The organism is Staphylococcus sp. AntiMn-1 (genome assembly GCF_001663395.1).
Classification (GTDB): domain Bacteria; phylum Bacillota; class Bacilli; order Staphylococcales; family Staphylococcaceae; genus Staphylococcus; species Staphylococcus equorum.
Genome location: NZ_CP012968.1, coordinates 1,166,688 through 1,193,042 on the forward strand (window position 1 = coordinate 1,166,688; position 26,355 = coordinate 1,193,042).

The 26,355-nt window shown below is 33.2% G+C and carries 20 protein-coding genes and 1 pseudogene; 2 read left to right on the forward strand and 19 right to left on the reverse strand.

Annotation, left to right across the window (positions count from 1 at the left end):
- Window positions 1-16: 16 nt before the first annotated feature.
- The 18 genes and pseudogenes from AOB58_RS05775 to fakB1 form a co-directional block, all read right to left on the reverse strand.
- Window positions 17-1,015, reverse strand: a complete 999-nt coding sequence (locus AOB58_RS05775) for a gluconeogenesis factor YvcK family protein (protein WP_021339460.1) — start codon at window positions 1,013-1,015, stop codon at window positions 17-19.
- Window positions 1,002-1,928 (reverse strand): RNase adapter RapZ, encoded by a 927-nt coding sequence (rapZ, locus tag AOB58_RS05780; protein WP_002508265.1) that lies wholly within the window; start codon window positions 1,926-1,928, stop codon window positions 1,002-1,004. Before rapZ ends, AOB58_RS05775 begins: the two co-directional genes overlap by 14 nt.
- 338 nt (window positions 1,929-2,266) lie before the next feature.
- On the reverse strand, window positions 2,267-3,211 hold the full coding sequence (trxB, locus tag AOB58_RS05785) for a thioredoxin-disulfide reductase (RefSeq protein ID WP_002508266.1): 945 nt from the start codon (window positions 3,209-3,211) through the stop codon (window positions 2,267-2,269).
- 65 nt (window positions 3,212-3,276) lie between these two features.
- Window positions 3,277-4,713, reverse strand: a complete 1,437-nt coding sequence (locus AOB58_RS05790) for a tetratricopeptide repeat protein (protein ID WP_002508267.1) — start codon at window positions 4,711-4,713, stop codon at window positions 3,277-3,279.
- 24 nt (window positions 4,714-4,737) lie between these two features.
- Window positions 4,738-5,214 carry an acyltransferase gene (locus AOB58_RS05795; protein ID WP_021339459.1) on the reverse strand — a complete coding sequence of 159 codons (477 nt, stop codon included), beginning with the start codon at window positions 5,212-5,214 and terminating at the stop codon, window positions 4,738-4,740.
- 9 nt (window positions 5,215-5,223) lie between these two features.
- Window positions 5,224-6,060 carry a prolipoprotein diacylglyceryl transferase gene (lgt, locus tag AOB58_RS05800; RefSeq protein WP_021339458.1) on the reverse strand — a complete coding sequence of 279 codons (837 nt, stop codon included), beginning with the start codon at window positions 6,058-6,060 and terminating at the stop codon, window positions 5,224-5,226.
- Window positions 6,061-6,063: 3 nt separating this feature from the next.
- Entirely contained in the window at window positions 6,064-6,999 is a 936-nt protein-coding gene (gene hprK, locus AOB58_RS05805; protein WP_002508270.1) for an HPr(Ser) kinase/phosphatase, read from the reverse strand.
- 336 nt (window positions 7,000-7,335) lie between these two features.
- Window positions 7,336-10,170, reverse strand: coding sequence for an excinuclease ABC subunit UvrA (gene uvrA, locus AOB58_RS05810; protein WP_064783070.1), 2,835 nt, complete (start codon window positions 10,168-10,170; stop codon window positions 7,336-7,338).
- Window positions 10,171-10,175: 5 nt separating this feature from the next.
- A complete protein-coding gene (uvrB, locus tag AOB58_RS05815) occupies window positions 10,176-12,158 on the reverse strand; it encodes an excinuclease ABC subunit UvrB (protein WP_002512104.1) in 1,983 nt (660 codons plus the stop codon).
- Window positions 12,159-12,483: 325 nt separating this feature from the next.
- Complete coding sequence (locus tag AOB58_RS05820; RefSeq protein ID WP_002508273.1) at window positions 12,484-12,714, reverse strand: CsbA family protein; 231 nt, start codon at window positions 12,712-12,714, stop codon at window positions 12,484-12,486.
- Between the two features lie 5 nt (window positions 12,715-12,719).
- Window positions 12,720-13,361 carry a YfbR-like 5'-deoxynucleotidase gene (locus AOB58_RS05825; RefSeq protein WP_002508274.1) on the reverse strand — a complete coding sequence of 214 codons (642 nt, stop codon included), beginning with the start codon at window positions 13,359-13,361 and terminating at the stop codon, window positions 12,720-12,722.
- 408 nt (window positions 13,362-13,769) lie between these two features.
- The gene (locus tag AOB58_RS05830) at window positions 13,770-14,669 is read right to left on the reverse strand and encodes a COG3942 and LysM peptidoglycan-binding domain-containing protein (RefSeq protein WP_064783071.1); all 900 of its coding nucleotides are present in this window, start codon (window positions 14,667-14,669) and stop codon (window positions 13,770-13,772) included.
- Between the two features lie 311 nt (window positions 14,670-14,980).
- A protein-coding gene (gene prfB, locus AOB58_RS05835) for a peptide chain release factor 2 (RefSeq protein ID WP_102134914.1) occupies window positions 14,981-16,097 on the reverse strand; the annotation gives its coding sequence in 2 pieces (ribosomal slippage) (window positions 14,981-16,024 and window positions 16,026-16,097; 1,116 coding nt in all).
- Between the two features lie 216 nt (window positions 16,098-16,313).
- Window positions 16,314-18,845, reverse strand: a complete 2,532-nt coding sequence (gene secA / locus AOB58_RS05840) for a preprotein translocase subunit SecA (protein ID WP_064783073.1) — start codon at window positions 18,843-18,845, stop codon at window positions 16,314-16,316.
- A gap of 297 nt (window positions 18,846-19,142) precedes the next feature.
- Window positions 19,143-19,709: a ribosome hibernation-promoting factor, HPF/YfiA family gene (gene hpf / locus AOB58_RS05845; RefSeq protein ID WP_002508278.1), complete on the reverse strand. Its 567-nt coding sequence runs from the start codon at window positions 19,707-19,709 to the stop codon at window positions 19,143-19,145.
- A gap of 66 nt (window positions 19,710-19,775) precedes the next feature.
- Entirely contained in the window at window positions 19,776-20,447 is a 672-nt protein-coding gene (locus AOB58_RS05850; protein WP_021339453.1) for a ComF family protein, read from the reverse strand.
- Window positions 20,440-21,763 (reverse strand): annotated as a pseudogene (locus AOB58_RS05855) (DNA/RNA helicase). The gene AOB58_RS05850 and the pseudogene AOB58_RS05855 overlap by 8 nt, the downstream one beginning before the upstream one ends.
- A gap of 39 nt (window positions 21,764-21,802) precedes the next feature.
- Window positions 21,803-22,666 carry a fatty acid kinase binding subunit FakB1 gene (gene fakB1, locus AOB58_RS05860; RefSeq protein ID WP_064783074.1) on the reverse strand — a complete coding sequence of 288 codons (864 nt, stop codon included), beginning with the start codon at window positions 22,664-22,666 and terminating at the stop codon, window positions 21,803-21,805.
- 171 nt (window positions 22,667-22,837) lie between these two features.
- On the opposite strand from fakB1, the gene AOB58_RS05865 reads away from it, so the two are divergent.
- Window positions 22,838-23,479, forward strand: coding sequence for a YigZ family protein (locus AOB58_RS05865; protein WP_021339451.1), 642 nt, complete (start codon window positions 22,838-22,840; stop codon window positions 23,477-23,479).
- Window positions 23,480-23,546: 67 nt separating this feature from the next.
- On the opposite strand, the gene AOB58_RS05870 is transcribed toward AOB58_RS05865, so the two are convergent.
- Window positions 23,547-24,611, reverse strand: coding sequence for a glycosyltransferase family 4 protein (locus AOB58_RS05870; RefSeq protein ID WP_002508283.1), 1,065 nt, complete (start codon window positions 24,609-24,611; stop codon window positions 23,547-23,549).
- 409 nt (window positions 24,612-25,020) lie between these two features.
- Between AOB58_RS05870 and gdpS the strand changes: the two genes are divergently transcribed.
- Window positions 25,021-26,091, forward strand: a complete 1,071-nt coding sequence (gdpS, locus tag AOB58_RS05875; RefSeq protein ID WP_064783075.1) for a GGDEF domain-containing protein GdpS — start codon at window positions 25,021-25,023, stop codon at window positions 26,089-26,091.
- The last annotated feature ends 264 nt before the right edge of the window (window positions 26,092-26,355 follow it).

Below are 26,355 nucleotides of genomic sequence, written 5' to 3' on the forward strand. Positions count from 1 at the left end.
TGAAATCACTTAGTTATTATTTATCATTTTCTTTCTCACGCGTAAATTCAATCGTGTCAGTTTCCCTCATAGCTATTTCATAAATCATTTTAGATAATACTTCAGTATTATGACGCACGTAGTATTCTTCAGAAACCTCTACTAAATTAGGATGTGTAAATACTTTAATATTTTGTTCTTCCATATGATCCATATTACATTTCACTGGTGATGCTCCATCTTCCCTATAGCGCTTTAACACATCTTCAGTAAATGATTGGGTGCTACAGATAGAATAATTGATAAAGTTCTGACCAACATGATCATGTATTGCGTTCACATGATCGATTGCAGTGTAACTATTTGTTTCACCTGGTTGTGTCATAACATTTGAAACATATAATTTAGGAACATCTCCACCTAGCAGTGCATTAGAAATACCCTTCACGCATAGATTAGAAATCACACTCGTATAAAGTGAGCCAGGGCCTAATACGATTAAATCTGCCTCTTCTATTGCTTCAACTGCTTCTTCCATTGGCTCAACATCTTCTGGTTCTAAAAATACACGTTTAATCTTTTTATTCTTTTTTGGAATATTAGATTCGCCATATACAATTTCTCCATCTTCCATCACCGCATTTAAACGTACACTCGTATTGGTAGAAGGAATAACACGTCCTCTAATATTTAAAATTTGACTTAGTTCTTTCACTGCATGTCCAAAATCGTTATTGATGTTGGTTAATGCAGCAATGAGTAGATTACCTAAAGAATGACCTTCGACTTGGTTTTCTTTAAAACGATATTGAAACAATTGTTCTATTGTTGATTCTGTTTCACTTAATGCCGAAATAACGTTTCGTATATCTCCTGGAGCAGGTATATCCATTTCGCTTCGTATTTTACCCGTACTACCACCATCATCAGCTACTGTGACAATCGTCGTAATATCGATCGGATAACCCTTTAAACCACGTGCTAAAACGGATAAACCCGTACCTCCACCTATAAGTACAAGCTTAATTCTTTTCATTTTTTTGTTTCACGCCACTTTCGACATGTGCATCCCTATGTTGTACATACACATTATAGTCAAAACTCTCCCTGAGTTCTGCTCCGATACGTTTGGCTAGTGCGACAGAACGATGTTGGCCACCAGTACAACCTATTGCAATAACAAGTTGAGATTTTCCTTCTTTTTTATATCCTGGTATCATAAATTTCAATAAATCCATTAATTTTTCATAAAAAATGTTTGTTTCTTTCCATTTCATTACATATTTATATACTGCTTCATCTTCGCCAGTTAATGGTCTCAACTCATCAACATAGTGCGGATTAGGTAAAAATCTTACATCAAATACAAGATCCGCATCTATTTGTATACCATGTTTAAAACCAAAGCTAATTACATTAATATTAAATGTTTGATAGTTACTTTGATTAAAATAATCTCCCATACGTTTGCGCAATTCTTTCGGTGTCATTTGCGATGTATCAATCGTATAATTCGCTAAACTTTGTATTTCAGTCAACAACTCACGTTCTTCTTCAATAGCTTCAATTAATGAACGTTGACCTTTTTCATTTAAAGGATGTGCACGACGTGTTTCTTTATAACGAGAAATCAGTTTTTCATTCGATGCTTCCAAGAACATTAAATCAACAATAACATCTGAGTTACTCTTAATTTGGTCCATTTCTTTAATTAAAGATTTAAATAGTTCCTTACCTCTTAAATCAATAGCAATCGCTACTTTTTGTAAAGAAGGATTTCCTTGCCCCATCAATTCTACAAATTTTGGTAAAAGAATCGGTGGTAAATTATCTACACAGAAATATCCAATGTCTTCTAAACTCTGAATGACCACAGATTTTCCGGCGCCTGACAAACCAGTTACAACCAACAATTCACTCTTTACTATTTCTTTTTCTTCTCGTTGCATCTCTTTACACCATCCATTGATTATTTTAATCGCAAAATTAGTTCTACGCTGTTAATAGCTTATTTATATTGGCATTTATACAATATCTTTCATTTTTCTCAATATAAGTCTAACGAGTTAATATTATCACATTATATTTTACATGAAAAACGACTAAGGTAGTAGTTTTATCTATCAATATTATAACGCTATAGTTGTTTCATTATGTAAAAAAGCTAGAATGTTATAACTTACTATAGATCGTAAGTATAACATTCTAGCTATGACTGAATTTATCTATGATATTTTATACAATCTTTTATAATCTATGACTTTATCCCATCAATGATACAATTTATTTATGCTTCAATTGTATCGTGTAAATGCTCGATATATGCAATGGCACTTTGTGCAGCAATACTTCCATCACCAGTTGCAGTGACAATTTGACGTAACCCTTTTTCACGTACGTCGCCTGCTGCATATATACCAGGTACACTTGTACTCATGTCTTCATTCGTTAAAATGTAGCCAACTTCATTAGTAATACCTAAATCTTGGAAAGGTATTGTTAATGGTTTCATACCAATGTACACAAATACGCCATCGCCATCTAGTGTTTGTTCTGTGCCATCTTTTGTTGATTCTAATGTTACCGAACCAACTTTGCCATCTTTGTCATTAATTGTTTTTAAAGTGTGACTCCAAATAAAATCAATTTTATCGTTTTTAAATGCGCGATCTTGTAAGATTTTTTGAGCACGTAATTCATCTCTACGGTGAACAATTGTTACGCTATCAGCAAATTTTGTAAGGAATGTTCCTTCTTCTACAGCTGAGTCTCCGCCACCAATAACAAATAATTTCTTACCTTTAAAGAATGCTCCATCACATACGGCACAATAACTTACACCACGACCGCCAAGTTCTTGTTCACCAGGTACACCAATTTTTTTGTATTCTGCACCTGTTGAAATGATTACGGCGCGAGCTGTAATTTCACTATTACCAAGGTTAATCACTTTATGAGTACCTTTATCTTCTATTGATTTGATATCGCCATATTGATATTTAGCACCAAATTTTTTCGCATGTTCAAACATTTTCGTTGATAAGTCCGGACCTGTTACCATTTCAAATCCTGGGAAGTTCTCAACTTCTTCTGTGTTTGCCATTTGTCCACCTGGCATACCACGTTCAATCATTACTGTGCTTAAATTAGCACGTGATGCATAAACTGCAGCAGTCATTCCTGCTGGTCCGGCACCTATAATTGCCACATCAAAATCCACTTGTTCAGCCATTTAAATTGCCTCCTGTTTAATAATTCATTATGCGCAGTATATATGATTTCTTGCATTTCTTAAACTTATATGCTCACTAAATAATCTATCGTTTTATTTAAACGGTAAGAAGATATATCAAACCATTCGATTACTTGTTGTTTTGTTATTTTACTATCAGCATTACGATAATACATATACACAAATGCTGCAATATATTCATTTACATTTGTTAAATCTACTTTTTCAGATATAATCGCTTCTGCTTGATCAATCCATACAATAAATAAATCCTCATTATTTTTCAATGATTTCACACCATACAACATCAATAAGCCTCTATGAATGAAATCTAATTTGTTTAATTTTAAATCTTGAATAATATAGGTAAGATATAGCTTTTCGTAATCTTCCATAGATTCTAGAACTGCCCAAATTTCTTGTGTTAAAAGCACTTCGCGTCCCTTTAACTGGTTTAATAAGAAAATACCATATAACCTATGATGGCTATCGTCATGGAGTAATAATGGTAATACTTGTTCATCGAAATACATTTTACTCTCTGCAATAACCCAAGGTGCATAACCTACATCTACTTTAGTCATATCTTGCAACTTCGACCAATAATATTTACTATCCTCAATATTGTTTAAATAGTAACTATTATAACTTAACGCATTATACATTTGGATGGAAAGGAATTTTCCTTTTCTATAAAGTGGCTGTAATATTTTTTGCGAAGCTTCATATTGTTTCAAGTAACATAAAACGATGCCTAGCTTAAATGATTCATCATCATTCATCGGCATGACTTTATTTAAAATTTTTAAATAGCGTTGGTATTTTTCTTTATCATTCGTATTATAAAGTAATAAAGTATAATGACATAATGCATGTACATCCGTATTATCTTCACTAAGCAATCGCTCAAACATTTCTTTAGCAATGTCATATTCATTCATGTATAAATAACACATCGCAAGTAAATTACGCACTACGCGATGTTCTTGAATTTCATCGTTTTGATTTAAGATAAATGTTCGTGCTTCGGGTAATCTTCCCTGAGAAAATAGGTATTGGAAAATAAGTTGTACTGCAAATAGCTGACTTTCTATCTCTATTTTTTCAGCTGAATTATAAGAAACTTCAAACATTTCTTCAAGTTCTTCTTTATAATCTTCATCGTTAGACATCGTGACATAATTTATACCAAATAAAAATGCTTTATTTGCTTCATTTAATGTAATGTTTAATTGACTAAGCTGATAATAACTTTCTTCTACTAACTCTTGTTGCGCAATACTTTCATAAAATAGATGCTCTGCTTTACCACTTAGTCCTATATTCACAAGACATTCCGCGTATTTTACTTTTACATCAAAATCTTGAGGTGACATATCCAGCACTTTGCCATAATATTCTGCTGCCTTTTTATAATCTTGGTGCAGAAATTTTTGGTCTCCCAATTTTTTATAAAATTGACTATCTAATTTCATTGGTATTACTTTGCCGTTATGCGCCATCCATTATCACCTCCTAAATATTAATTAAGTTCTTATTTGCATGGGATTTCCATATGCTAATGCCGAATCAGGTATGTCTTTTGAAATAACAGCACCCGCTCCGACTTTAACATTTGATCCTATGCTTACACCTGGTAATATTGTAACATTCGCGCCAATTAAAGTATTATCACCAATTTGCACACGCCCCGTTCGAAATTCATCAACGAGAAATTCATGAGTCAAAATTGTAGTATTATAGCCAATCACACAATTTTCCCCTATGGAAATATACTCTGGGTATAATAAATCGGGAACTACTTTAAAAGCAAATGCTGTGTTTTTACCAATATTCATTTTCAATAAATTGCGATACGCCCAATGTTTTAATTTCACGTGAGGCAAGTACCTGCAAATTTCAATAATTATCGTTTGTTTAAATATTTTAAAGTATCTAATATAACGATACATATGCCAAAGTGGGTTATTGCCTTTAACTTTAACCTTTTTTAAATTACGCATGATATTTTATCACTTCACTTTTTGATTTGACCAAGTTAACGGACCAACATCTTTATATCTTGGTGCGTTATATTTCACTCTTCTTATAATCATAATCACAATACCTACTATAATCAGTATAATAGACATTAACTGCGCTACTCGAATATCACTAGTTAACATCAAGCTATCTGTACGCATGCCTTCTACGAAAAATCTGCCGATTGAATACCATATCAAATATAGACAGAAAGTATCTCCTATACGTAAATGTTTTCTAAGCAAGATTAGTATAACAAAGCCTAAAATGTCCCAAATAGATTCATATAAGAATGTTGGCTGGTAGTATTTGCCATTAATATACATATTATTAATAATAAAATCTGGAATATGTAAGTTTTCTAAGAATGTTCTTGAAACAGGACCGCCATGAGCTTCATGATTCATAAAGTTGCCCCATCTTCCAATACCTTGGCCTAAAATCATACTTGGTGCAATGACATCACCAATTTGAAACGGGTTAATATTTTTTTGTTTACAGATGATAATCCCTGTAACAAATCCACCTATTAAGCCACCGTGTATTGCAATACCACCGTGCCATATCATCGGAATTTCAATTGGGTTTTGAATATAATACGGCCACTGGAATACAACAAAATAAAGTCTCGCCATAATAAATCCAAATATTGCACTCCAAAAAATGATATCAACTAATGTATCTGTATCAAAGCCAATTCGTTTCACACCTTCTTGAGCAATAAAATAACCCAAGAGTATCCCAACAGCGATAATAATTCCGTACCAACGTACTGAAATAGGCCCAAGCTCAAGTGCAATTGGATTGATATAATTTAATGTCATCATTACCTATTTCTCCTCACTATTGCTACCATTTCGTAATATTTCAGCATTTAAGCGATCATTAAACTCTTCTGCTGTATTGATGCCCATAATATTCAGTCGGTAATTCATTGCCGCAACTTCAATAATAACCGCTACGTTACGTCCAGGTCGTACAGGAATTGTTTTTTTCGTAATTTCAGTATCTAAGATACGTAATTTTTCTTCATTTAAGCCGACTCGATCATATAATTTGTCTTTATGCCAGTTTTCTAAATGAATATTTAAACGCAATCGTTTTTCAGTTAAAATCGAACCTGCACCAAACAATGTCATTACATTAATGATACCTAAGCCTCTAATTTCTAATAAATGTTCTATTAATTTAGGTGCTCTCCCAATCAATTCGTCTTTACTAATTTCTCTAATTTCCACATTATCATCTGCTACTAATCTATGACCACGTTTTATTAATTCTAATGCCGTTTCACTTTTACCGATTCCAGAATCACCAGTAATCAGTACACCTACACCATAAACGTCGACAAGTACTCCATGCAGTGATGTTGTTCGTGCGAGTTCATGTTCTAAAAATGTAGTTAAACGACTCATTAATTGTGTAGTAGCAATCGTCGACGCAATTAAAGGCGTGTCGAGTTCTTTTGCTGCAGCGATAAGTTCCTCTGGTGGTTCTAAATCTCTCGTCACAATAATCGCTGGTGTATCTGGACGACATAACTTTCTCATACGACCTTTACGTTCTTCATCTGGTAATAAGTTATAAAAAGATAATTCCGTCGTACCTAATAATTGAATACGGTCAGAAGCATAGTGAGAAAAATAACCTGCCATTTCCAAACCTGGTCTTGAAATATCTGTATTTTTAATTTGTTTGTTTAAACCTGCTTCTCCAACAATAAGATCAAGTTCAAAGCGGTCTACTAAACTCTTGGTAGTTAACATAGTTCACCTCTATCAATATTTCTCTTACATTTGCAATATGATATTATCATATCAAAAAGAAATGATAATCCATATCAAAAAGTGTAGAAGATCGATAATTCAACACATATCTATAATATCTATCATTATATCAATTATAAACGATATCACACACCAGTGACTGATTATATTTTCAATTTATTCATTTAATTTACTACAAATCATTTTCTAGGTATTTGTTGGTAATAAATACAAAAATACCCCCTTCAAAGTTTGCACGTTAAAGTACTTACCTTGAAGAGAGCCATTTATACTTATGTTCCCGCCTTTTTGAGTGGAGTTACATACTTATATTGTTTATTTTACTGTATCTCTTTCTAGCACAGGCTTTAAGTATTGTCCTGTATAACTTTCTTTTACTTCTGCAATTTGTTCTGGCGTACCGGTAGCTACAAGCGTACCGCCCCCATCGCCACCTTCTGGACCTAAGTCAATAATATGATCTGCCATTTTAATAACATCTAAGTTATGCTCAATAATAACCACAGTATCACCATTTTCCACTAGTTTATTGAGTACTTTTAATAATCGACCAATATCATCAACATGTAAACCAGTCGTTGGTTCATCAAGAATATAGATGGAGCGACCCGTAGAACGTTTATGCAATTCAGATGCGAGTTTAACACGTTGTGCTTCCCCACCAGAAAGTGTTGTTGCTTGTTGTCCGAGTGTAACGTATCCTAGTCCAACATCAACTAATGTTTTCAATTTACGATGAATTTTTGGTACTTTTTCAAAGAAATTAGTCGCTTCTTCAGCTGTCATTGCTAAAATATCTGCAATGTTTTTACCTTTATACGTGACTTCTAGCGTTTCTCTATTGTATCTAGAACCACCACAAATTTCACACGGTACATACACATCTGGTAAGAAATGCATTTCAATTTTTATAATACCGTCACCTCTACAAGCTTCACAACGACCGCCTTTCACATTAAAGCTAAAACGGCCTTTAGTATATCCTCTTACTTTAGATTCGTTTGTTTGCGCGAAGATATCCCTAATATTATCGAATACCCCTGTATAAGTTGCTGGATTTGATCTCGGTGTTCTTCCAATAGGTGATTGATCAATATCGATTATACGTTCAAGTTCTTCTATTCCTTGAATTTCGTCACAATCACCTGGTTTTACTTTTGATTTATTAATGTGTTTTGCTAATGATTTATACAGCACTTCATTAACTAACGTACTCTTACCTGAACCAGAAACACCTGTAACTACTGTCATTGTTGATAATGGAAAATCTACGTCGATATCTTTTAAGTTATTACTTCTTGCGCCTTTAACACTGACTTTACGATCAGTTATTTCACGGCGTTCCTCAGGTACTTCTATCAGCTTTTTCCCGCTTAAATATTGACCAGTGAGTGATTTTTTCTGATTCATTACTTGTTTAGGTGTACCACTCGCGACAATTTCGCCACCATGTTCACCTGCACCTGGGCCTACATCAACCAAATAATCAGCCGCACGCATTGTATCTTCATCGTGTTCTACAACGATCAAAGTATTACCTAAGTCACGCATTTCTTTTAATGTACTTATAAGTCGATCATTATCTCTTTGGTGAAGTCCGATAGAAGGCTCATCTAACACGTAAAGTACACCTGACAGTCTAGAACCAATTTGTGTAGCAAGGCGAATTCGCTGCGCTTCCCCACCTGATAATGATCCTGATGCACGATTGAGTGTTAAATATTCTAAACCAACGTTGTATAAAAATTCTAAACGTGAGTTAATTTCCTTTAATATTTGATCTGCAATTTTTCTATCTTGATCTGACAATTCAATATGTTCATACATATGCAAAGCATCTTTAATTGAATGTTCAACAACTTCACCAATATTCTGACCAGAAACATATACAGATAACGCTTCACGGCTTAAACGTTTACCATTACAAGTTTCACAAGGTAGCTCAGTCATATATTTACTCATCATCTCTCTAACAAGTTCAGATGGTGAGTCATGATAACGACGATTAATATTATTAATCACACCTTCAAATTCCATTGTTCGTTTACGTGTTTGACCATTGCGTTGTTTAAAAGTGAACTCAATTTCTTTACCTTTAGAACCGTTTAAAATGATATCTTGTTGTCTATCTGTTAATTTTTTAAATGGTTTATCCATATTAATTTTATATACTTCACAAACACGATTTAATAATGTTGGATAAAAATCAGAACTTGAAGATTCCCAAGCTATGATTGCACCTTCATTTAAAGTTTTGTTTGTATCAGGAACCACTAAATCTAAATCTACTTTCAATTTCAATCCTAAACCATCACATGTTGGACATGCACCAAAGGGGCTGTTAAAACTGAACATACGAGGTTCTAGTTCACCAATTGAAAAACCACATATCGGACAAGCATGGTTTTCCGAGAATTTTAATTCTTCTACCCCAATTATATCAACGATTAATGTACCTTCAGCAAGTCTAATCGCAGTTTCTATAGAATCAGCAAGACGTCCTTCAATACCTGCTTTAACCACCAAGCGATCTATTACGACTTCGATAGTATGATTTTTATTTTTATCTAAATTTGGCACTTCGTTTACATCCATAATTTCACCATCAACACGTACACGTACATAGCCTTTTTTGCTAATGTCGTCTATGAGTTTTTCTTGTGCACCTTTTCTATGAGAAACCACAGGAGCCAATAGTTGGATTTTAGAACGCTCTTCAAGTTGCATCACTTGGTCTACCATTTGTTGTACAGTTTGCGATTCTATTTCAATACCATGATTGGGGCAAAATGGTTTGCCTATACGTGCGTAGAGCAACCGTATATAGTCATATATTTCAGTTACTGTCGCTACAGTTGATCTTGGATTTTTACTTGTAGTCTTTTGGTCAATTGATATCGCAGGTGATAAACCTTCAATCGTATCAACATCTGGTTTATCCATTTGACCTAAAAATTGTCTTGCATAAGCACTTAATGACTCTACATATCTACGCTGACCCTCAGCATATATTGTATCAAAGGCAAGTGAAGATTTTCCTGATCCAGACAGTCCCGTCATCACGATAAGTTTATCTTTCGGTATTTCAATATCTACACCTTTTAAATTATGGGCACGAGCCCCTTTTACTACAATGGATGGTTGTTTCATATTTGTCACCCTTCTGCTTTTAATTCAAACAACATATCTCTAAGCTCTGTTGCTTTTTCGAAATCTAAATCTTTAGCTGCTTGTTTCATTTCTTTTTCTATATTTGCGATTGTTTTTTCGCGTTCTTTTTTCGTCATTTTCTTAGGTACTTCAGTTTGTTGTTGTTCATTTGTTTCATCATTTTCGACAGTTGCACTAATAACATCATGAATTTTCTTATTAATCGTAGTAGGCGTAATATTATGTTTTTCGTTATATGCTTTTTGAATTGTACGACGTCGCTCTGTCTCATCAATGGCATAACGCATGGAATCTGTAATCTTGTCACCGTACATAATAACTTCACCGCGACTATTACGTGCTGCACGTCCACTTGTTTGAACAAGTGATCTATGTGAACGTAAGAAACCTTCTTTATCAGCATCAAGAATAACAACAAGTGATACTTCTGGTATATCGATACCCTCTCTTAATAAGTTAATTCCAACAATGACATCATAAGTTCCCATACGTAAATCACGAATAATTTCTATACGCTCCAATGTTTTAATTTCTGAATGTAGGTAATTGACCTTAACGCCAGCTTCTTTTAAATAAGTAGTTAAATCTTCACTCATTTTTTTAGTTAATGTTGTAACTAGCACACGTTCATTACGTTCAATGCGCTCATGAATTTCACTTATTAAATCGTCAATTTGATTTTCCGTTGGTCGCACTTCAATCTCAGGATCTAATAAACCTGTTGGACGAATAATTTGTTGTACCATTTCATCTGTATGTTCTAACTCAAATGGACCAGGTGTAGCAGATACATAAACGAGTTGATTGGTTTTTTCTTCGAATTCTTCAAATTTTAAAGGTCTATTATCCAAAGCGCTCGGCAAACGGAAACCATGATCAACAAGTACTTGTTTACGTGCACGGTCTCCATTATACATACCCCTAATTTGAGGTAATGTCACATGTGATTCATCAACCATTACAAGCCAATCATCGCCAAAATAATCTAATAACGTATATGGCGTTGAACCCATTGGTCTTAGTGTTAAATGCACAGAGTAGTTTTCAATACCAGAACAGAAGCCCATTTCTCGCATCATTTCTAAATCATAATTCGTACGTTGTTCTAGTCGTTGTGCCTCTAATAATTTATTTTCTGAGCGTAATTCTGTTAAGCGTTCTTCTAGTTCATTTTCAATTCTTTGTATTGCAGATTTCATTTTCTCTTCACGTGTTACGAAGTGGGATGCTGGAAAAATCACAAAGTGATCACGCTCTCTTAAAACTTCACCCGTTAAATAATTTACTTCACGGATACGATCAATTTCATCACCAAAAAATTCTACACGAATACACATTTCTTCTCTCGAAGCAGGGAAAATTTCAACTACATCTCCCCTTACACGAAATGTACCACGTCTAAAATCAATATCATTTCTCGAATATTGAACGTCTACTAATTTTTTTAAAAGTTCACTTCTGTCCATTTCCATACCAGCGCGAACACTGACTACTAAATCTCGATATTCTTCTGGATTACCTAAACCATATATACAACTGACACTCGCAATAATAATGACATCGTCTCTTTCAAAAAGTGAACTTGTCGCTGAATGTCGTAATTGGTCAATTTCATCATTTATTGAAGCATCTTTTTCAATAAAAGTATCAGTTGATGGCACATATGCCTCTGGTTGATAGTAATCATAATAACTAACAAAGTATTCTACTCTATTTTCTGGAAAGAATTCTTTAAACTCACTATATAATTGACCTGCTAATGTCTTATTGTGGGCGATAATGAGTGTGGGTTTGCCTACTTGTTTAATAACATTACTCATCGTAAAGGTTTTACCTGTACCTGTCGCACCGAGTAAGGTTTGATGACGTTTGCCCTCATTAACGCCTTCAACTATTTTCTTTATCGCATCTGGTTGATCACCCTGAGGTGTAAAATCAGATTGTAATTTAAATTGATGATGTTCCATAGTGACACATGCCTCCTATATAATTTCTAACGATACGAACATACCTGATGTGTCTATGTTTAAAATGTATATACTACTGTTGCTGTGTGTCTGCATCAAGTTTGCAGATTCATATTCTCGTTACATATTTTAACAGATTTACAAACGAAAAAGCAAACATTTGTTCGCTTTTATCTTGCTATATATAAAGAAAAACAAACATAGTTCTGTCACCATGTTTGCCTAAGTTGTATTTGTTTATTTTAAAATAAACTATATTGTTGAAGTTATACAATTATAAAATGCATATTTAACTATAGCAATTAAGTTGCTTAACATTTATTACTCAGTCATCTTCTTTTTTATGAAATTCTAATTGATCGATAATAAGGTAACCAGCCAGCAACGAGGCGACATCTATAAAAATGATCCATTCATTATGAAAAAAACCTTTTTGAACGGATGCACCAATTATAATTAATGTTAAAATCGTTCCTACCCATTTACTTCGTGTTAGCACGCTGAAAAATACCACGAAAATACATGGAAAAAAGGATGCGAGCACATACCAAATCATTCACTTCACCCATTCCTATTATTTAAAATAGCCATTGTTGTTTCACGTAATTCTGATCTTGGGATGAATTTTTCCGTTAACATTTCTGGAATAATATTATCTATAAAATCTTGTACCGAACTTAGATGATCAAATTGCATAATCGTTTCTAAGGACATCTCATATATTTCAAAAAATAGTTGTTCGGGGTTACGCTTTTGTATTTCTCCAAATGTTTCATATAATAAATCTATTTTGTCAGCTACAGAAAGTATCTGACCTTCTAATGAGTCATCTTTACCTTCTTGAAGTCTTTCTCGATATATATCTTGATAGGCTTCTGGAATTTCTTCATTTATAAAATGATCTACCATTTCTTCCTCTACTTGTGAGAAGAGTTTTTTTAATTCGCCACTTGCGTATTTAACTGGTGTTTTAATATCACCCGTAAAAATTTCAGCAAAATCATGGTTTAACGCCTTTTCATATAAACTTTTCCAATCTACTTCATTACCATGGTATTCCTCTACTGTAGCCAAATATTGGGCAATTTTTGTCACCTTAAATGAATGCGCAGCGACATTATGCTCAAAGTATTTAAATTTTCCCGGTAATCTAATTAATTTTTCTAAATCAGACAAGCGTTTAAAATATTGATGTACTCCCATGACATCGCCTCCTAGTTTGTTTAATGAATGATTATACTTAATTTTATAATATCATTCAACAATCAAAATGTCTTATCAATGTAATTGAATTTAACTAATTCAATTTATGGGGTGTCTAGTACATAAACTTATATCTCAGCCTCCGTTGTTATTTTGACAGTAATTGGCTGGGCATATACTACGAAATATTATTAGAAAAATTATATTTCTCTCCCATTACCTTATTAATGATATTATTTAAATACATTGATCTCTAAACATAGAACCACTCCAAAACATGCAGGAGTGGTTCTATGATGTACCATTTATTATACTCAGCAAAACTTACCTCTAATATAATTTCACTATTAAGCACCTTTTCTTTAGGTATTCAGATGATATTGTAGGTATATACCAATTTATGATTTGCTAATGAATATAATTATATTGACCAGTGTTGTGAATCGTTCTATAAGATTTTTGTCCTACACCTTGCCAATTCATTTCTGATACTACAATTGAGCCATCTGGGTTTTTACGTTCTACAACACCTACATGGCCATAGTTACCGGCATTACTTTGGATAATCGCACCCACTTCAGGTGTATGGTTAACTTTGTAGCCACTATTACTAGCTGCTGAAGCCCAATTATTCGCATTACCCCAAAGGTTACCTACTGATTTTCCTAATTGTTGACGGCGATCAAATGCATAATATGTGCATTGTCCCCAACTATAATAATTACTACCATTTGAAGCGACTTGTGTTGGTTTATATTGACTAGAATACATTTGTTTACTTTCATTTTGATTATTTGCTGCTTCTTTTTCCACGTAATTCCAAGTATGTTGTGTCGTTGGTACAAGGTTATTTGATGTTACTGGAACATCATTACCTTCTCTTGTTTCATTCTGTACTTGTTGTTCGTTAAAAATACTATGAAGCTGGTTATTTAAATGTGCTGAACCCTTTTCAGATACTGCCACTAATTGGCCTGGGTAAATAACTTCACCTAGATTTGGGTTTAACTGATAAATTTGTTCTAAATTAAGTTGATATTTTTCAGCAATATTTAAAACTGTATCTCCTTGTTTTATTTCTACTATATCTTTGTCTGGAAGTACTAGTTGTTCTCCTGCTTGTACAGTTACTCTTTCATTCAATTGATTTAATGACTGAATTTCATTTGTTGTTGTGGCAAATGCATGCGCTATATCAGATAATTTAGCATCTTCTTTTACTGTGTGAATTTGGTCTGCTGATGCAATACCATTAAAACCAAAAAACAATGCTGCCGATGTTACAGAAAATGTTAATCCTTTCTTCATTACATGTTCAACCCTTTACTGTCTTAAATTTTAATCAATCATAATATAGCATAAAACATTTCGTCTTTTGCGGTTGTTATTATACTGTAATGTAATAGACAATTGATACTTAATATGGGTCAATTCAATTAGCTTAAATAGCGCTTAAAACATTGATATTACAACCTTATAGAGGCTATATACATACATCATCCAAATCTAACGTGTAATATTTAAAATTGCATTTTACATGCTTTTATTCATTCTTAAAAAAACAAAAAATCTCGTCACTAGTTTAAATACTAACGACGAGATTTCTAATTTTCATTTGCTTAACTTTCTGAATGATCCATTTGACTACGTAAGTATGCTTCTATAAATGGACTTATATCTCCGTCCATAACTGCATCTACCTTACCTGATTCTTCATTTGTTCTATGATCTTTAACCATTGCATAAGGATGAAAAACATAAGATCTTATTTGACTTCCCCAGCCAATTTCTTTTTGCTCGCCACGAATTTCTGCCATTTCTTGCTCTTGTTCCTCAATTTTTAATTGATATAACTTAGCTTTCAATGTTTTCATTGCAGCTTCTCTGTTCTTAATTTGAGAGCGCTCATTTTGGTTGTTTACTACAATGCCTGTAGGTTGATGGGTAATTCTAATTGCTGATTCTGTTTTATTAATATGTTGACCACCTGCACCAGACGCTCTAAATGTATCAACATTAATATCATCTGGATTGATATCAATTTCAATTTCTGTATTATTGAATTGCGGTATAACATCACAAGAAGCGAATGACGTATGTCTACGTCCTGACGAATCAAACGGTGAAATGCGGACAAGTCGATGCACGCCTTTTTCAGCTTTCAAATAACCGTAGGCATTATGACCTTTAACAATTAGTGTAACGCTTTTAACGCCCGCTTCATCACCAGGTAGGTAATCTGCAATCTCAACTTTAAACCCTTTTTGTTCACAATACCGTTGATACATTCTTAAAAGCATATTTGTCCAATCTTGCGATTCTGTACCGCCTGCGCCAGGATGTAGTTCCATAATGGCATCGTTCGCATCATATGGACCATCAAGTAATAATTGTAGTTCAAACTTATCTAAATTTGCTTTAAAATCTATTACGTTCTGTTCCAAATCTGACTTCATATCATCATCGTCATCGTCTAATAATAGTTCTCTTGTTGTTTCCATGTCTTCTATTTCAGATTCTAATCCTCGATATGCATTTACAATCGTTTTTAAAGCATTATTCTTATCAATAATTTCCTGTGCTTTATCTTGATCATCCCAAAAAGTAGGATCAGCCATCATTTCTTCGTATTCTTGAATATTTGTCTCTTTTTCTTCTAAGTCAAAGAGACCCCCTAAGTTGCTCTAATTTTTCATTATAATAATCTATATTACGTTTAATTTCTGATAGTTCCATCACTGCATCTCTCCTGTTATCGTACGATTGAAATACTACTATTAAATTATGTCATTTTATTCAATATATCTATTCTACAAAAGTTTGCAGTTTAATTACAACTCTGCCGCTATTTTTATTTATCAAAACAAGTTAATTTTAATTTTGATAAATAAAAACCGGAAGTTGATATATGCTTTATCAAGGCTTCCGGTTTTATTTAAAATCATTTTCAAATTATGCACCATGGCAGTTTTTATATTTTTTTCCACTACCGCAAGGGCAAGGATCGTTTCTACCGATATGTTCATCTTTAACATAAGGCGATGCTTTAGCCTTTTCTTTACCATCTTCTGCAGATACGTGTTCAGCTTTACCGAAATCTGTTGTTTTATCACGTTCTAAGTCATCTTCAACGGTAACTACTGATTTCAAGATATATTTGCTGACATCTTCTTCGATGTTTTGCATCATTGTATCGAAAAGTTGGTGTCCTTCGTTTTGATAATCACGTAATGGATTTTGTTGACCATAAGAACGCAAGTGGATACCTTGACGTAATTGATCCATTGTATCTATATGGTCTGTCCAATGTAAATCGATTGAACGAAGTAAAATCATACGCTCGAATTCATCAAATTGCGTACCAATTTTCTCTTTTTGATCTTTTAAAGCGACTTCAACTTTCGACCAAACAATATCAATGATATCCTCTTGATCCTTACCTTTGATATCTTCTAGTTTTAAGTCACCTTCATTTAAGAATACATCATCAATATAGTTGATAAATGGCTCATAATCTAAATCTTCTTCATCTTCATTTATATAATAGTGAACGCTTCTATCTAATGTAGAATGGAGCATTTCATTTACTAAATCTCCGCTTTCATCATTATCAATAATACGGTTACGTTCACCATAGATAATATCACGTTGTTTACGTAATACATCGTCATATTCAAGTACACGTTTACGCGCATCAAAGTTATTACCTTCTACACGTTTTTGAGCAGATTCAACAGCACGTGACACCATTTTAGATTCTATCGGTGTAGAATCATCCATACCTAAACGATTCATCATACTTTGTAAACGTTCCGAACCAAAACGTACCATTAAATCATCCTGTAGTGATAAGTAAAAGCGACTCTCCCCTTTATCACCTTGTCGTCCAGCACGACCACGTAATTGGTCATCAATACGACGAGATTCATGTCGCTCTGTACCGATTACTGCAAGGCCGCCAATTTCTTCAACACCTGCGCCAAGTTTAATATCTGTACCTCTACCTGCCATGTTCGTAGCGATAGTAACCGCTCCACGTTGACCTGCATTAGCAACTATATCTGCTTCACGTTCATGATTTTTAGCGTTTAAAATGTCATGACGTACGCCATGTTTTTTCAATAAATTAGAAATATATTCACTGGTTTCAACTGCAACTGTACCCAATAGTACAGGTTGACCTAGTTTATGTTTTTCAATAACATCATCAACAACTGCATCAAATTTACCTTTTTGACTAATGTATATTAAGTCTGGTTTGTCCACACGTTGTATCGGTTTGTTAGTAGGAATTTGAGTTACAGTCATATTATAAATGTTTCTGAACTCTTCTTCTTCAGTTTTAGCTGTTCCTGTCATACCAGAAAGTTTGTTGTACATTCTGAAATAGTTTTGGAATGTAATAGAGGCCATTGTTTTAGATTCGTTTTGAATCTTCACGCCTTCTTTCGCTTCTATGGCTTGGTGTAAGCCTTCTGAAAAGCGACGTCCTGGCATTGTACGACCAGTAAATTGGTCAACAATTAAGACCTCACCATTATTCACCATGTAATCCACATCTCTTTGCAATGTTACATGTGCACGTAACGCAGTATTAATATGGCTAATAATATCCACATTATTCACATCATATAGATTATCAATCTTAAACATGCGTTCTGCTTTATCAATACCTTGCTCTGTTAATTGAACAGCTTTTGTTTTCTCATCGTAATTATAGTCGTCTTCATTTTTAAGCATTTTAGCAAAGACATTTGCTTGTGTATAAAGCGAAGTCGATTTCTCAGCTTCACCTGAAATGATCAGTGGCGTACGTGCTTCATCAATTAAAATTGAGTCAACTTCATCAATGATAGCAAAGTTTAAAGGTCTCATAACACGTTCTTCTGCATAGTTCACCATATTATCACGTAAATAATCGAATCCTAACTCATTATTCGTACTATACGTAATATCACTTGCGTATGCTTCTCGCTTCTCAGTTGTTGTCATACTATTGACGTTTAATCCTACAGATAACCCAAGAAATTCATATAGTTCTGCCATTTCTTCGCTTTGCGTACTAGATAAATATTCGTTTACTGTAATAACATGCACACCACGACCTAACAATGCGTTTAAATAAACTGGCATTGTAGCAGTTAACGTTTTACCTTCACCTGTTCTCATCTCAGAAATGTCGCCACCATGAATTGCAATACCACCCATAACCTGAACTTTATATGGAATCATATTGAACACACGTTTTGAACCTTCTCTTACGAGCGCAAAGGCTTCCGGTAAAATATCATCGAGCATTTTAAATTGTTTTTTTATATCTTCTTCTGCTTGTAATTGTTTTTGAAATACTTTTGTTTTCTCCCTAATTTCTTCATCAGTTAATATCGACGTATCCTCTTCTAACGCAAGGACTTTGTCGGCTAATTTACCAAGGCGTTTTATTTCTTTTTTATTGCCATCTGCAATCTTTGATAAAAAACCCATTTTGTTCGCTCCTTTAGCTTTTTAACTCTTTGCTTACAACAATTTATGATATCATTTATAAGCTTAAATTTACACTTATTAACTTTCCATTTAAACAGTTTTCTCGCTTGTTAATGCTATTTTTTATTTATTAATAGTTTTCGTTTTTTATTTTATCTCTTATCCAATAAAAATATACACAAGATCTTACCTAACTTTCAAATTATTTCATAGTAACACAACAAAAAATGAGCGTCCATGATTTAACTCAATCATGAACGCTACGGTTAGTTTAATATTGGACTTAATTAAAACAAATTATTCAGTTGTTTCAATCAAACCATATTTTCCATCTCTTCTTTTATAAACAATACTCGTACCATCAGTTTCACGATCTGTGAAAATAAAGAAATCATGTCCTAATAAATCCATTTGTAATACTGCTTCTTCTGAATCCATAGGTTTCAAACTGAAATTTTTTGAACGAATAATTTCGATATCACTTTCATTGTCATCATTTTGAATTTCTTCTGCTTCACTTTCTTGTGGTAATGATGCAAATGCTTCTTGTTCTCCACGATTTCGATTTTTACGATTTACACGCGTTTTGTATTTTCTAACTTGTCTTTCAAGTTTACCGTTAATTAAATCAATACCAGCGTATAAATCATCGTGGCGTTCTTCAGCTCTTAAAGTAACGTTTTTCAATGGAATAGTTACTTCGATTTTTGCTGCCGAATTTTGATACGTTTTTACTTTAACGTGTGCGATTGCATTTGGCACATCGTTAAAATATCTTTCTAATTTACCAATTTTCTCCTCAATATAGTTGCGAATCGCATCAGTAATAGTGAGGTTCTCCCCGTGAATTTCAAATCTGATCATAATAATCGACTCCTTTAAAACCTCTATATTGGTAATATTGCTTACTCTTATAATACCACGTTTCTCCTACCGTGCAAACGTAAACACATCGAATTTTCTGATTTTTCTAACAAACAGCAACTCTGCGGCATTATGAACTGTTAATCCTGTAGTGTAAATGTCATCTACAAGTAAAATATTTTTATTTTCTAAATCTATATTTTTTACGATTTCAAATGGATTTTTTGATTGCGCACGTAATTGTTTTCCTAAAAGTGATTGCTTTGGACGGACCCGTGTATATAGTAAAGGTTCATAATTCACACCCATTTCATCTAACACGGCCAGCACGGGATTAAACGTTCGCTCCTTATCTCTAACTAACGGTGACGGTATAGGTACAATGTAATCATATGATATTTTAGGGAACTGAAGCTGTGTTGCTAATATTTCACAAATTGCGACATCTTTCTTGAATTTATATTGATGAATAAGCGTCTTTAACATACCTTTATATTGGTATTGGCAATATAACTGATTCATTAAGTTATATTTTGTTGCTAAAAATAAACAGTCTAAGCAATTCTTCTCATTTTCGTCTAATTTCTTTAAACATCTGACACAGCGATTGAGGTGTTTAATATTGATATCATCCCATTGTTCTATGCATGATTCACATAATTTAGATGCTTTTTTATAAAATGTAAAAGCATTAAACGCTTCAGAAAAAGTATGATGACATTGAATACATCTAGCCATCTAACCATCCCCTGTTATGCGCTAATGCGTTCATTTTCTTAATGTCTTTTCGTGCTTTAAGCATGTCCATCGTAATTCCCTCATGTAAATATAATACTAATCCTGATGGTGCCTCTAATTTACGACCCACTCTTCCAGCAATTTGAACAAGTGCACTGCTTTCAAACATATGACTATTGAGCACAATAACGTCTAAGTTTGCCATAGTAAATCCTCTTTCTAAAATTGTAGTGGTAAACATAACTTTATATTCACCTTTTCTTAAAGCGCTCACTTTTTCAAAACGAAGTACATCCTCACTATGCACATAGGTCAATGAAGTTATTTCTATTTTATAACAATGATACATTTGTTTCATATGCTGTATGTCATTAAAAAACACGAGCGTATATCTATCTGCTTCAATTTGTTGTTTCAATAGTTTCATTAGAAAGCGTTGTATTTTGTGAAATTTTATTTTGTGATATTTAAACTGAGGAACTGGCAAAGGTTGCCTATGAAAACGGGCGGGTAGCGTTATTATAGACCCTTCTTTCATTTTTCTAAGTAATTTAGTTGGCGGTGTTGCAGTCATATAAATGTGGCCATGATGTTCTTTTGAAGCATGTGTTATGACATCAAAGAGTATTGGATCCATTGATAATGGAAATGCATCAACTTCATCTACAATAATCAAGTCAAAGTGATGTTTAAATCGATATAATTGATGCACCGTAGCAATCACAAAGTGTCCATTATGACATTGTCTCTGACCTTGATAGAGTACATCTATTGCTTCATCTCGAAAAGCTGCTTTAATACGCAAACTCACTTCTATAACAACATCAACTCTGGGCGATACAACCGCAACATTATAGCCTTTTCTTCTCGCAAAGCTAATACCTTCAAAAATCATTTCTGTCTTACCTGCGCCTGTCACAGCATATAATAAAATAGACGTTAAATTTTTAACCGCTTCTAAAATTTTAATTGAAGCAAAACGTTGTTGTTCTGACAATTTAAATGGTAAATGATATATTCCTCGGGACATATTTACATTTGTTTCAGTAATATATACTTCATTAATATTATCCATTCTGCCCAAATTGATACAATTTCTACAATACACAACTTCTTTATCTAATAATGTTGAAAAGTATTTGTAAAAATGACGTTTCTCTTGTGTATGACACTGTATACAATACCAACATCCTTTTTTGTTTATCACACCAGGAGAAATATGTCTGATTTTCTCATTTGATAACATATTTTTTTTCGATGATTAATTTTCCATAATGTTTTATTTCAAATAACCTCCAATAAAAAAAGACATGCATACCATTCTTGGCACAACATGTCTTTAAACGAGTTAATATTTATGATAAACGTATGTTTTTCCCTGTAAATCCTAGTCCCATACCACCAGAACCTAAATGCGCTGCAATAACAGGTCCTAACTTAGATCGGTGAAGATTATATTGTGGATATTTTTCGTGTAATTCCTTTTCCATCCAATCTGCATCTTCTGGTTTATCTCCCTCAATAATATATAATGTTACTCCATCATAATCTTTCACTTGAGCGGTAACTTTATTAATTATTTCATTGAGTGCACGTTTTTTAGTACGGACTTTTGCTTCTGGTACAATTTTGCCGTCATCAAATGTTAAAACAGGTTTCATTTTCAACATTGTACCTACCCATGCTTGCGCTCCGGTGATACGACCACTTTTCTGTAGATTTTTCAAATCATCTACCATTAAGATTGCACCAGTCACTTCACGCATAGCTTCAAGCTCTTTAATAATATCTTGGGGCTCATATCCTTGTTCTATCATTTCAACTGCAAGTAGTACATAACCACCTTCTACCATCGCAGCTAATTTTGAATCAAATGTATGCACATTGATTCCTTCCACCATTTTTCCTGCTTGCGTAGCTGTTTGATAACTGCCACTAATTCCAGATGATATAAAAACAGATATGACATCTGTATAACCTTCCTCTCGGAGTTCTTTAAAATGTTTTATAAACTCTCCAATGGCAGGTTGACTTGTCGTAGGAATTGTATTTGAAGTTTCCATTCTTTTATAAAATGCTTCCGTTGATATTGTTGCATTTTCCACAAAGTTTTCACCGTTATCGAAAGTTACGCTTAGCGGCGCAATTCTTATATTATATTTTTCTATTAGTGTTTGAGATAGATAGCTCGTTGAATCTGTCAAGACAGCAATCTTCATCTTAATCCTCCTCAATTATACTCACAACTATGATACCCTATTTTAAGTAAAAAGAAAATTTATTTTTGTATTTAATCTATAATACAATACAGTGTATAATATGTGTAATTAATGAATTTTTAAAACATACATAAATGATTGTCTGACTATACAAAGATGAGGTGACGATAAATGGATGATGCAATAATCACAGTTAAACAAGAACATACAATTGAAAATATAATCAGTAAATCACGTTTTATAGCGCACATTAAACCTGTTGAATCTGAAGATGCAGCTAAAGCTTTTATCGACGCAGTAAAATCTGAACACCGAGAAGCAACTCATAATTGTTCAGCATATACGATTGGAGACCAAATGAATATCCAAAAAGCAAACGACGATGGCGAACCAAGTGGCACAGCGGGAGTTCCTATGCTCGATATTTTAAAGAAATTAGAGATACATAATGCTGCCGTGGTTGTTACACGCTACTTTGGTGGTATTAAATTAGGCGGTGGCGGATTAATACGTGCGTATAGTGGTGCAGTACGAGATGTAATTTATGATATTGGTAGAGTAGCTATGCGTCCTGCTATACCTACAACGGTTACCATTGCTTATGATTTAACGGGTAAGTTTGAATATGAACTCGCGAGCACACCTTACTTATTACGCGAAACAAATTATACCGATAAAGTAAGTTATCACATTGATGTTGTTAAAACAGACTACGATCAATTTATAGATTTTTTAAATCGTAACACTTCAGGGAATTACGATTTAATAGAAAATGAAGTGGTACGCTTACCGTTCGATATTCCTACTTCCTAATCTTAAAATCCAAATTATACGTATGTGAGTATAAAATAAAGAGGCCTCCGTCTTGGAAGCCTCTTTATTAATGATGTTCATCGTCTTTGTTCTGTTGTTTGTTTTCAATTAATTTCATTAAAGGTCTGTAATCATCATCAATGAGACCAGTAAATTCTACAATAAGCTCAATTGTAACTAAAATAAGAATGAGCATCATGAGTACACCCCATGGTTGAGACAAATATAATATAATACTAGCAAGACTAAATAGTAATGCTATAGAATATATAAGTACTACGGTCTGGCGATGTGAATAACCTAATTCTAATAATTTATGATGTAAATGCGATTTATCTGCCTGCATAATATGCTGACCTTTCTTCACTCGACGTATCATCGCAAACAACGTATCAATAAACGGCACTGCTAAGATAACAATCGGGAAGAATAGTGAAATGAAAGTTATATTCTTAAATCCGAGTAATGATAGGAATCCTACAATAAATCCTACAAGTAATGCACCACTATCACCTAAAAATATTTTAGCTGGATGGAAATTGAAGAATAAGAATCCTAAAAGCGCACCTATTAAGACACTACAAATCATCATAATAAAAATATTTGCTTGTAATATTGCTATAAAGCCAATTGTCATTAAGGCAATCATCGATACACCAGACGCTAATCCATCTAATCCATCGATCAAGTTAATTGCATTAGTGATGGCTACAATCCAAATCACTGTGATAGGGATCCCAAATACGCCAAAATGTATCGTAGGCCCAATTGGTAAGGAGATAAAATCAATCGTCACTCCATAATAGACAACGACGAGTGCTGCAATTACTTGGCCAATTAATTTTATAACTGGTTTCAAATCATAGATATCATCTACAAGTCCCACCAAATAGATTAATACTGATCCAATAACAAGCGGTTTAACTTCGGTTTCTATCGGATGTCCTAGCCATATCCCTAATAGAAACGCAAAAAGTATTACAGTTCCGCCTAATACAGAAACGGGTTTTGTATGTACTTTTCTAAAATTCGGCTTATCTACAATGCCTAGTTTATGAGAAACCTTTATAATTATTGGTGTTAGTATTAAACTGACAATCATTGAAAAAATGATTAATAATAATGTATACATCAGTTCACCTTCATTAATATAATTCTTGATTATTTTGAATTTCAAAGTCGTTACATTGAAAATAATTTTAACTTTAAACTGCAAATTTATATTATCTATAAAATGGTCTGTGATGTTGATGCAACTCTAATAAATTGCACACCTACCATATTTAAATATTTATGCACTTAATACCATAATACCTCATACGCTTTTACTTATACAAATAGTAATGAGATAATTAATAATCTATAAACGAATTCGTTTTGATTTTTAATTATAAACTAAGTGATTTTTATATAATCACTCAGACAAATATTTTAACATGAATATTAAGTGAATGTTATAAATTTCTATTTCTATAGTGATGACAAAATGTAAGTTTTCACTTACAATAACTAAGTGTTTATTCAAAGGAGTGTAACGTTAAATGTTTGAAGCTATTATCTACAATATCTCTGTTATTGTGGCAGGAATTTACTTATTCCATCGTTTACAGTATTCAGAAAATAAAAACATGGTGTTTTCAAAAGAATACGTCACTATTTTAATGACGATAGTAGCACTTTTACTATCCGCCTATCCAGTGCCACTATTCAATGAATACGCACTCTATTTATCATTTGTGCCTATTTTATTCTTAGGTAGATACACAAATATGGTATACACCGTTCTAGCCACAGTCATTGTCTCTGTAGTCAATGTGCTAATTGGTGATTTCACTATTATTATTGCTACGATTCTCATTGTTATAGCCATCGTAGTTGGTGCAGTTGGACCATTTTTAAAACAAAGCGATATTGTTTCATTACAAATCCTTAATGCAATTACATTAGTTATTTTGGTTATTTTATCACTTATTAGCCCTTATTATGAATTAACAGAAGTGTTGTTCTTAATACCCTTATCCTTTATTTTAACGATTACTTCTTCTATCACATTTGTTGATATTTGGCATTTTTTCTCATTAGTTAATCGTTATGAAAATGAAGATAAACTGGACTATTTAACTGGCTTGGGAAATGTTAAAGAATTTGACAGACATCTAAATGAAACGACGCGTATCGCTGAAGAAAACAATGAGAGCTTAGGATTATTGCTCATTGATATAGATGGTTTCAAAGATGTAAATGATAAATTTTCACATAAATCTGGCGATGCCGTGCTTAGACAAGTAGCTCAACTATTAAAAAATTATGTACCTCAACAATTTAGTATTTATCGTAATGGCGGCGAAGAATTTTCAATTGTTTTATACGATTATACTTTAGATCAATGTGTAAAACTTAGTGAAAATATTCGTGCAGGGGTTGAACAATCTACTTTCCATATGCCAAATAAAGAAGTCATCAAATTATCTGTATCCATTGGTGTAGGTTACTTAACTCAAGAAGATTACAAATCTCAACGTAAAGTATTCAAAATTGCGGATGACATGCTGCATATGGCAAAAAATGAAGGCCGTAATCAAGTTATGTTTAATCCAATTGTTAAATTATAAAAATATTACCAAATTTAACACTGTTCAAACTGGGAGTGGATGTATGAAATCAAGGTTCAATCTTTGATTTCATACATCCACTCTTTTTTTGTGCTCGCTTTTTGTAGAGACGTTTCAAATCATTTAATTTATCTCCAGTTTCAAAAAAATAAATATGTCTAAAACAGACACAGTCAACACTTAAAGAATCTATATGTTAAAATTAAACTCTAGATTCAAGCGCATATTTCAATTGTTATTTTTTTAACTTAAAAACAACAATTG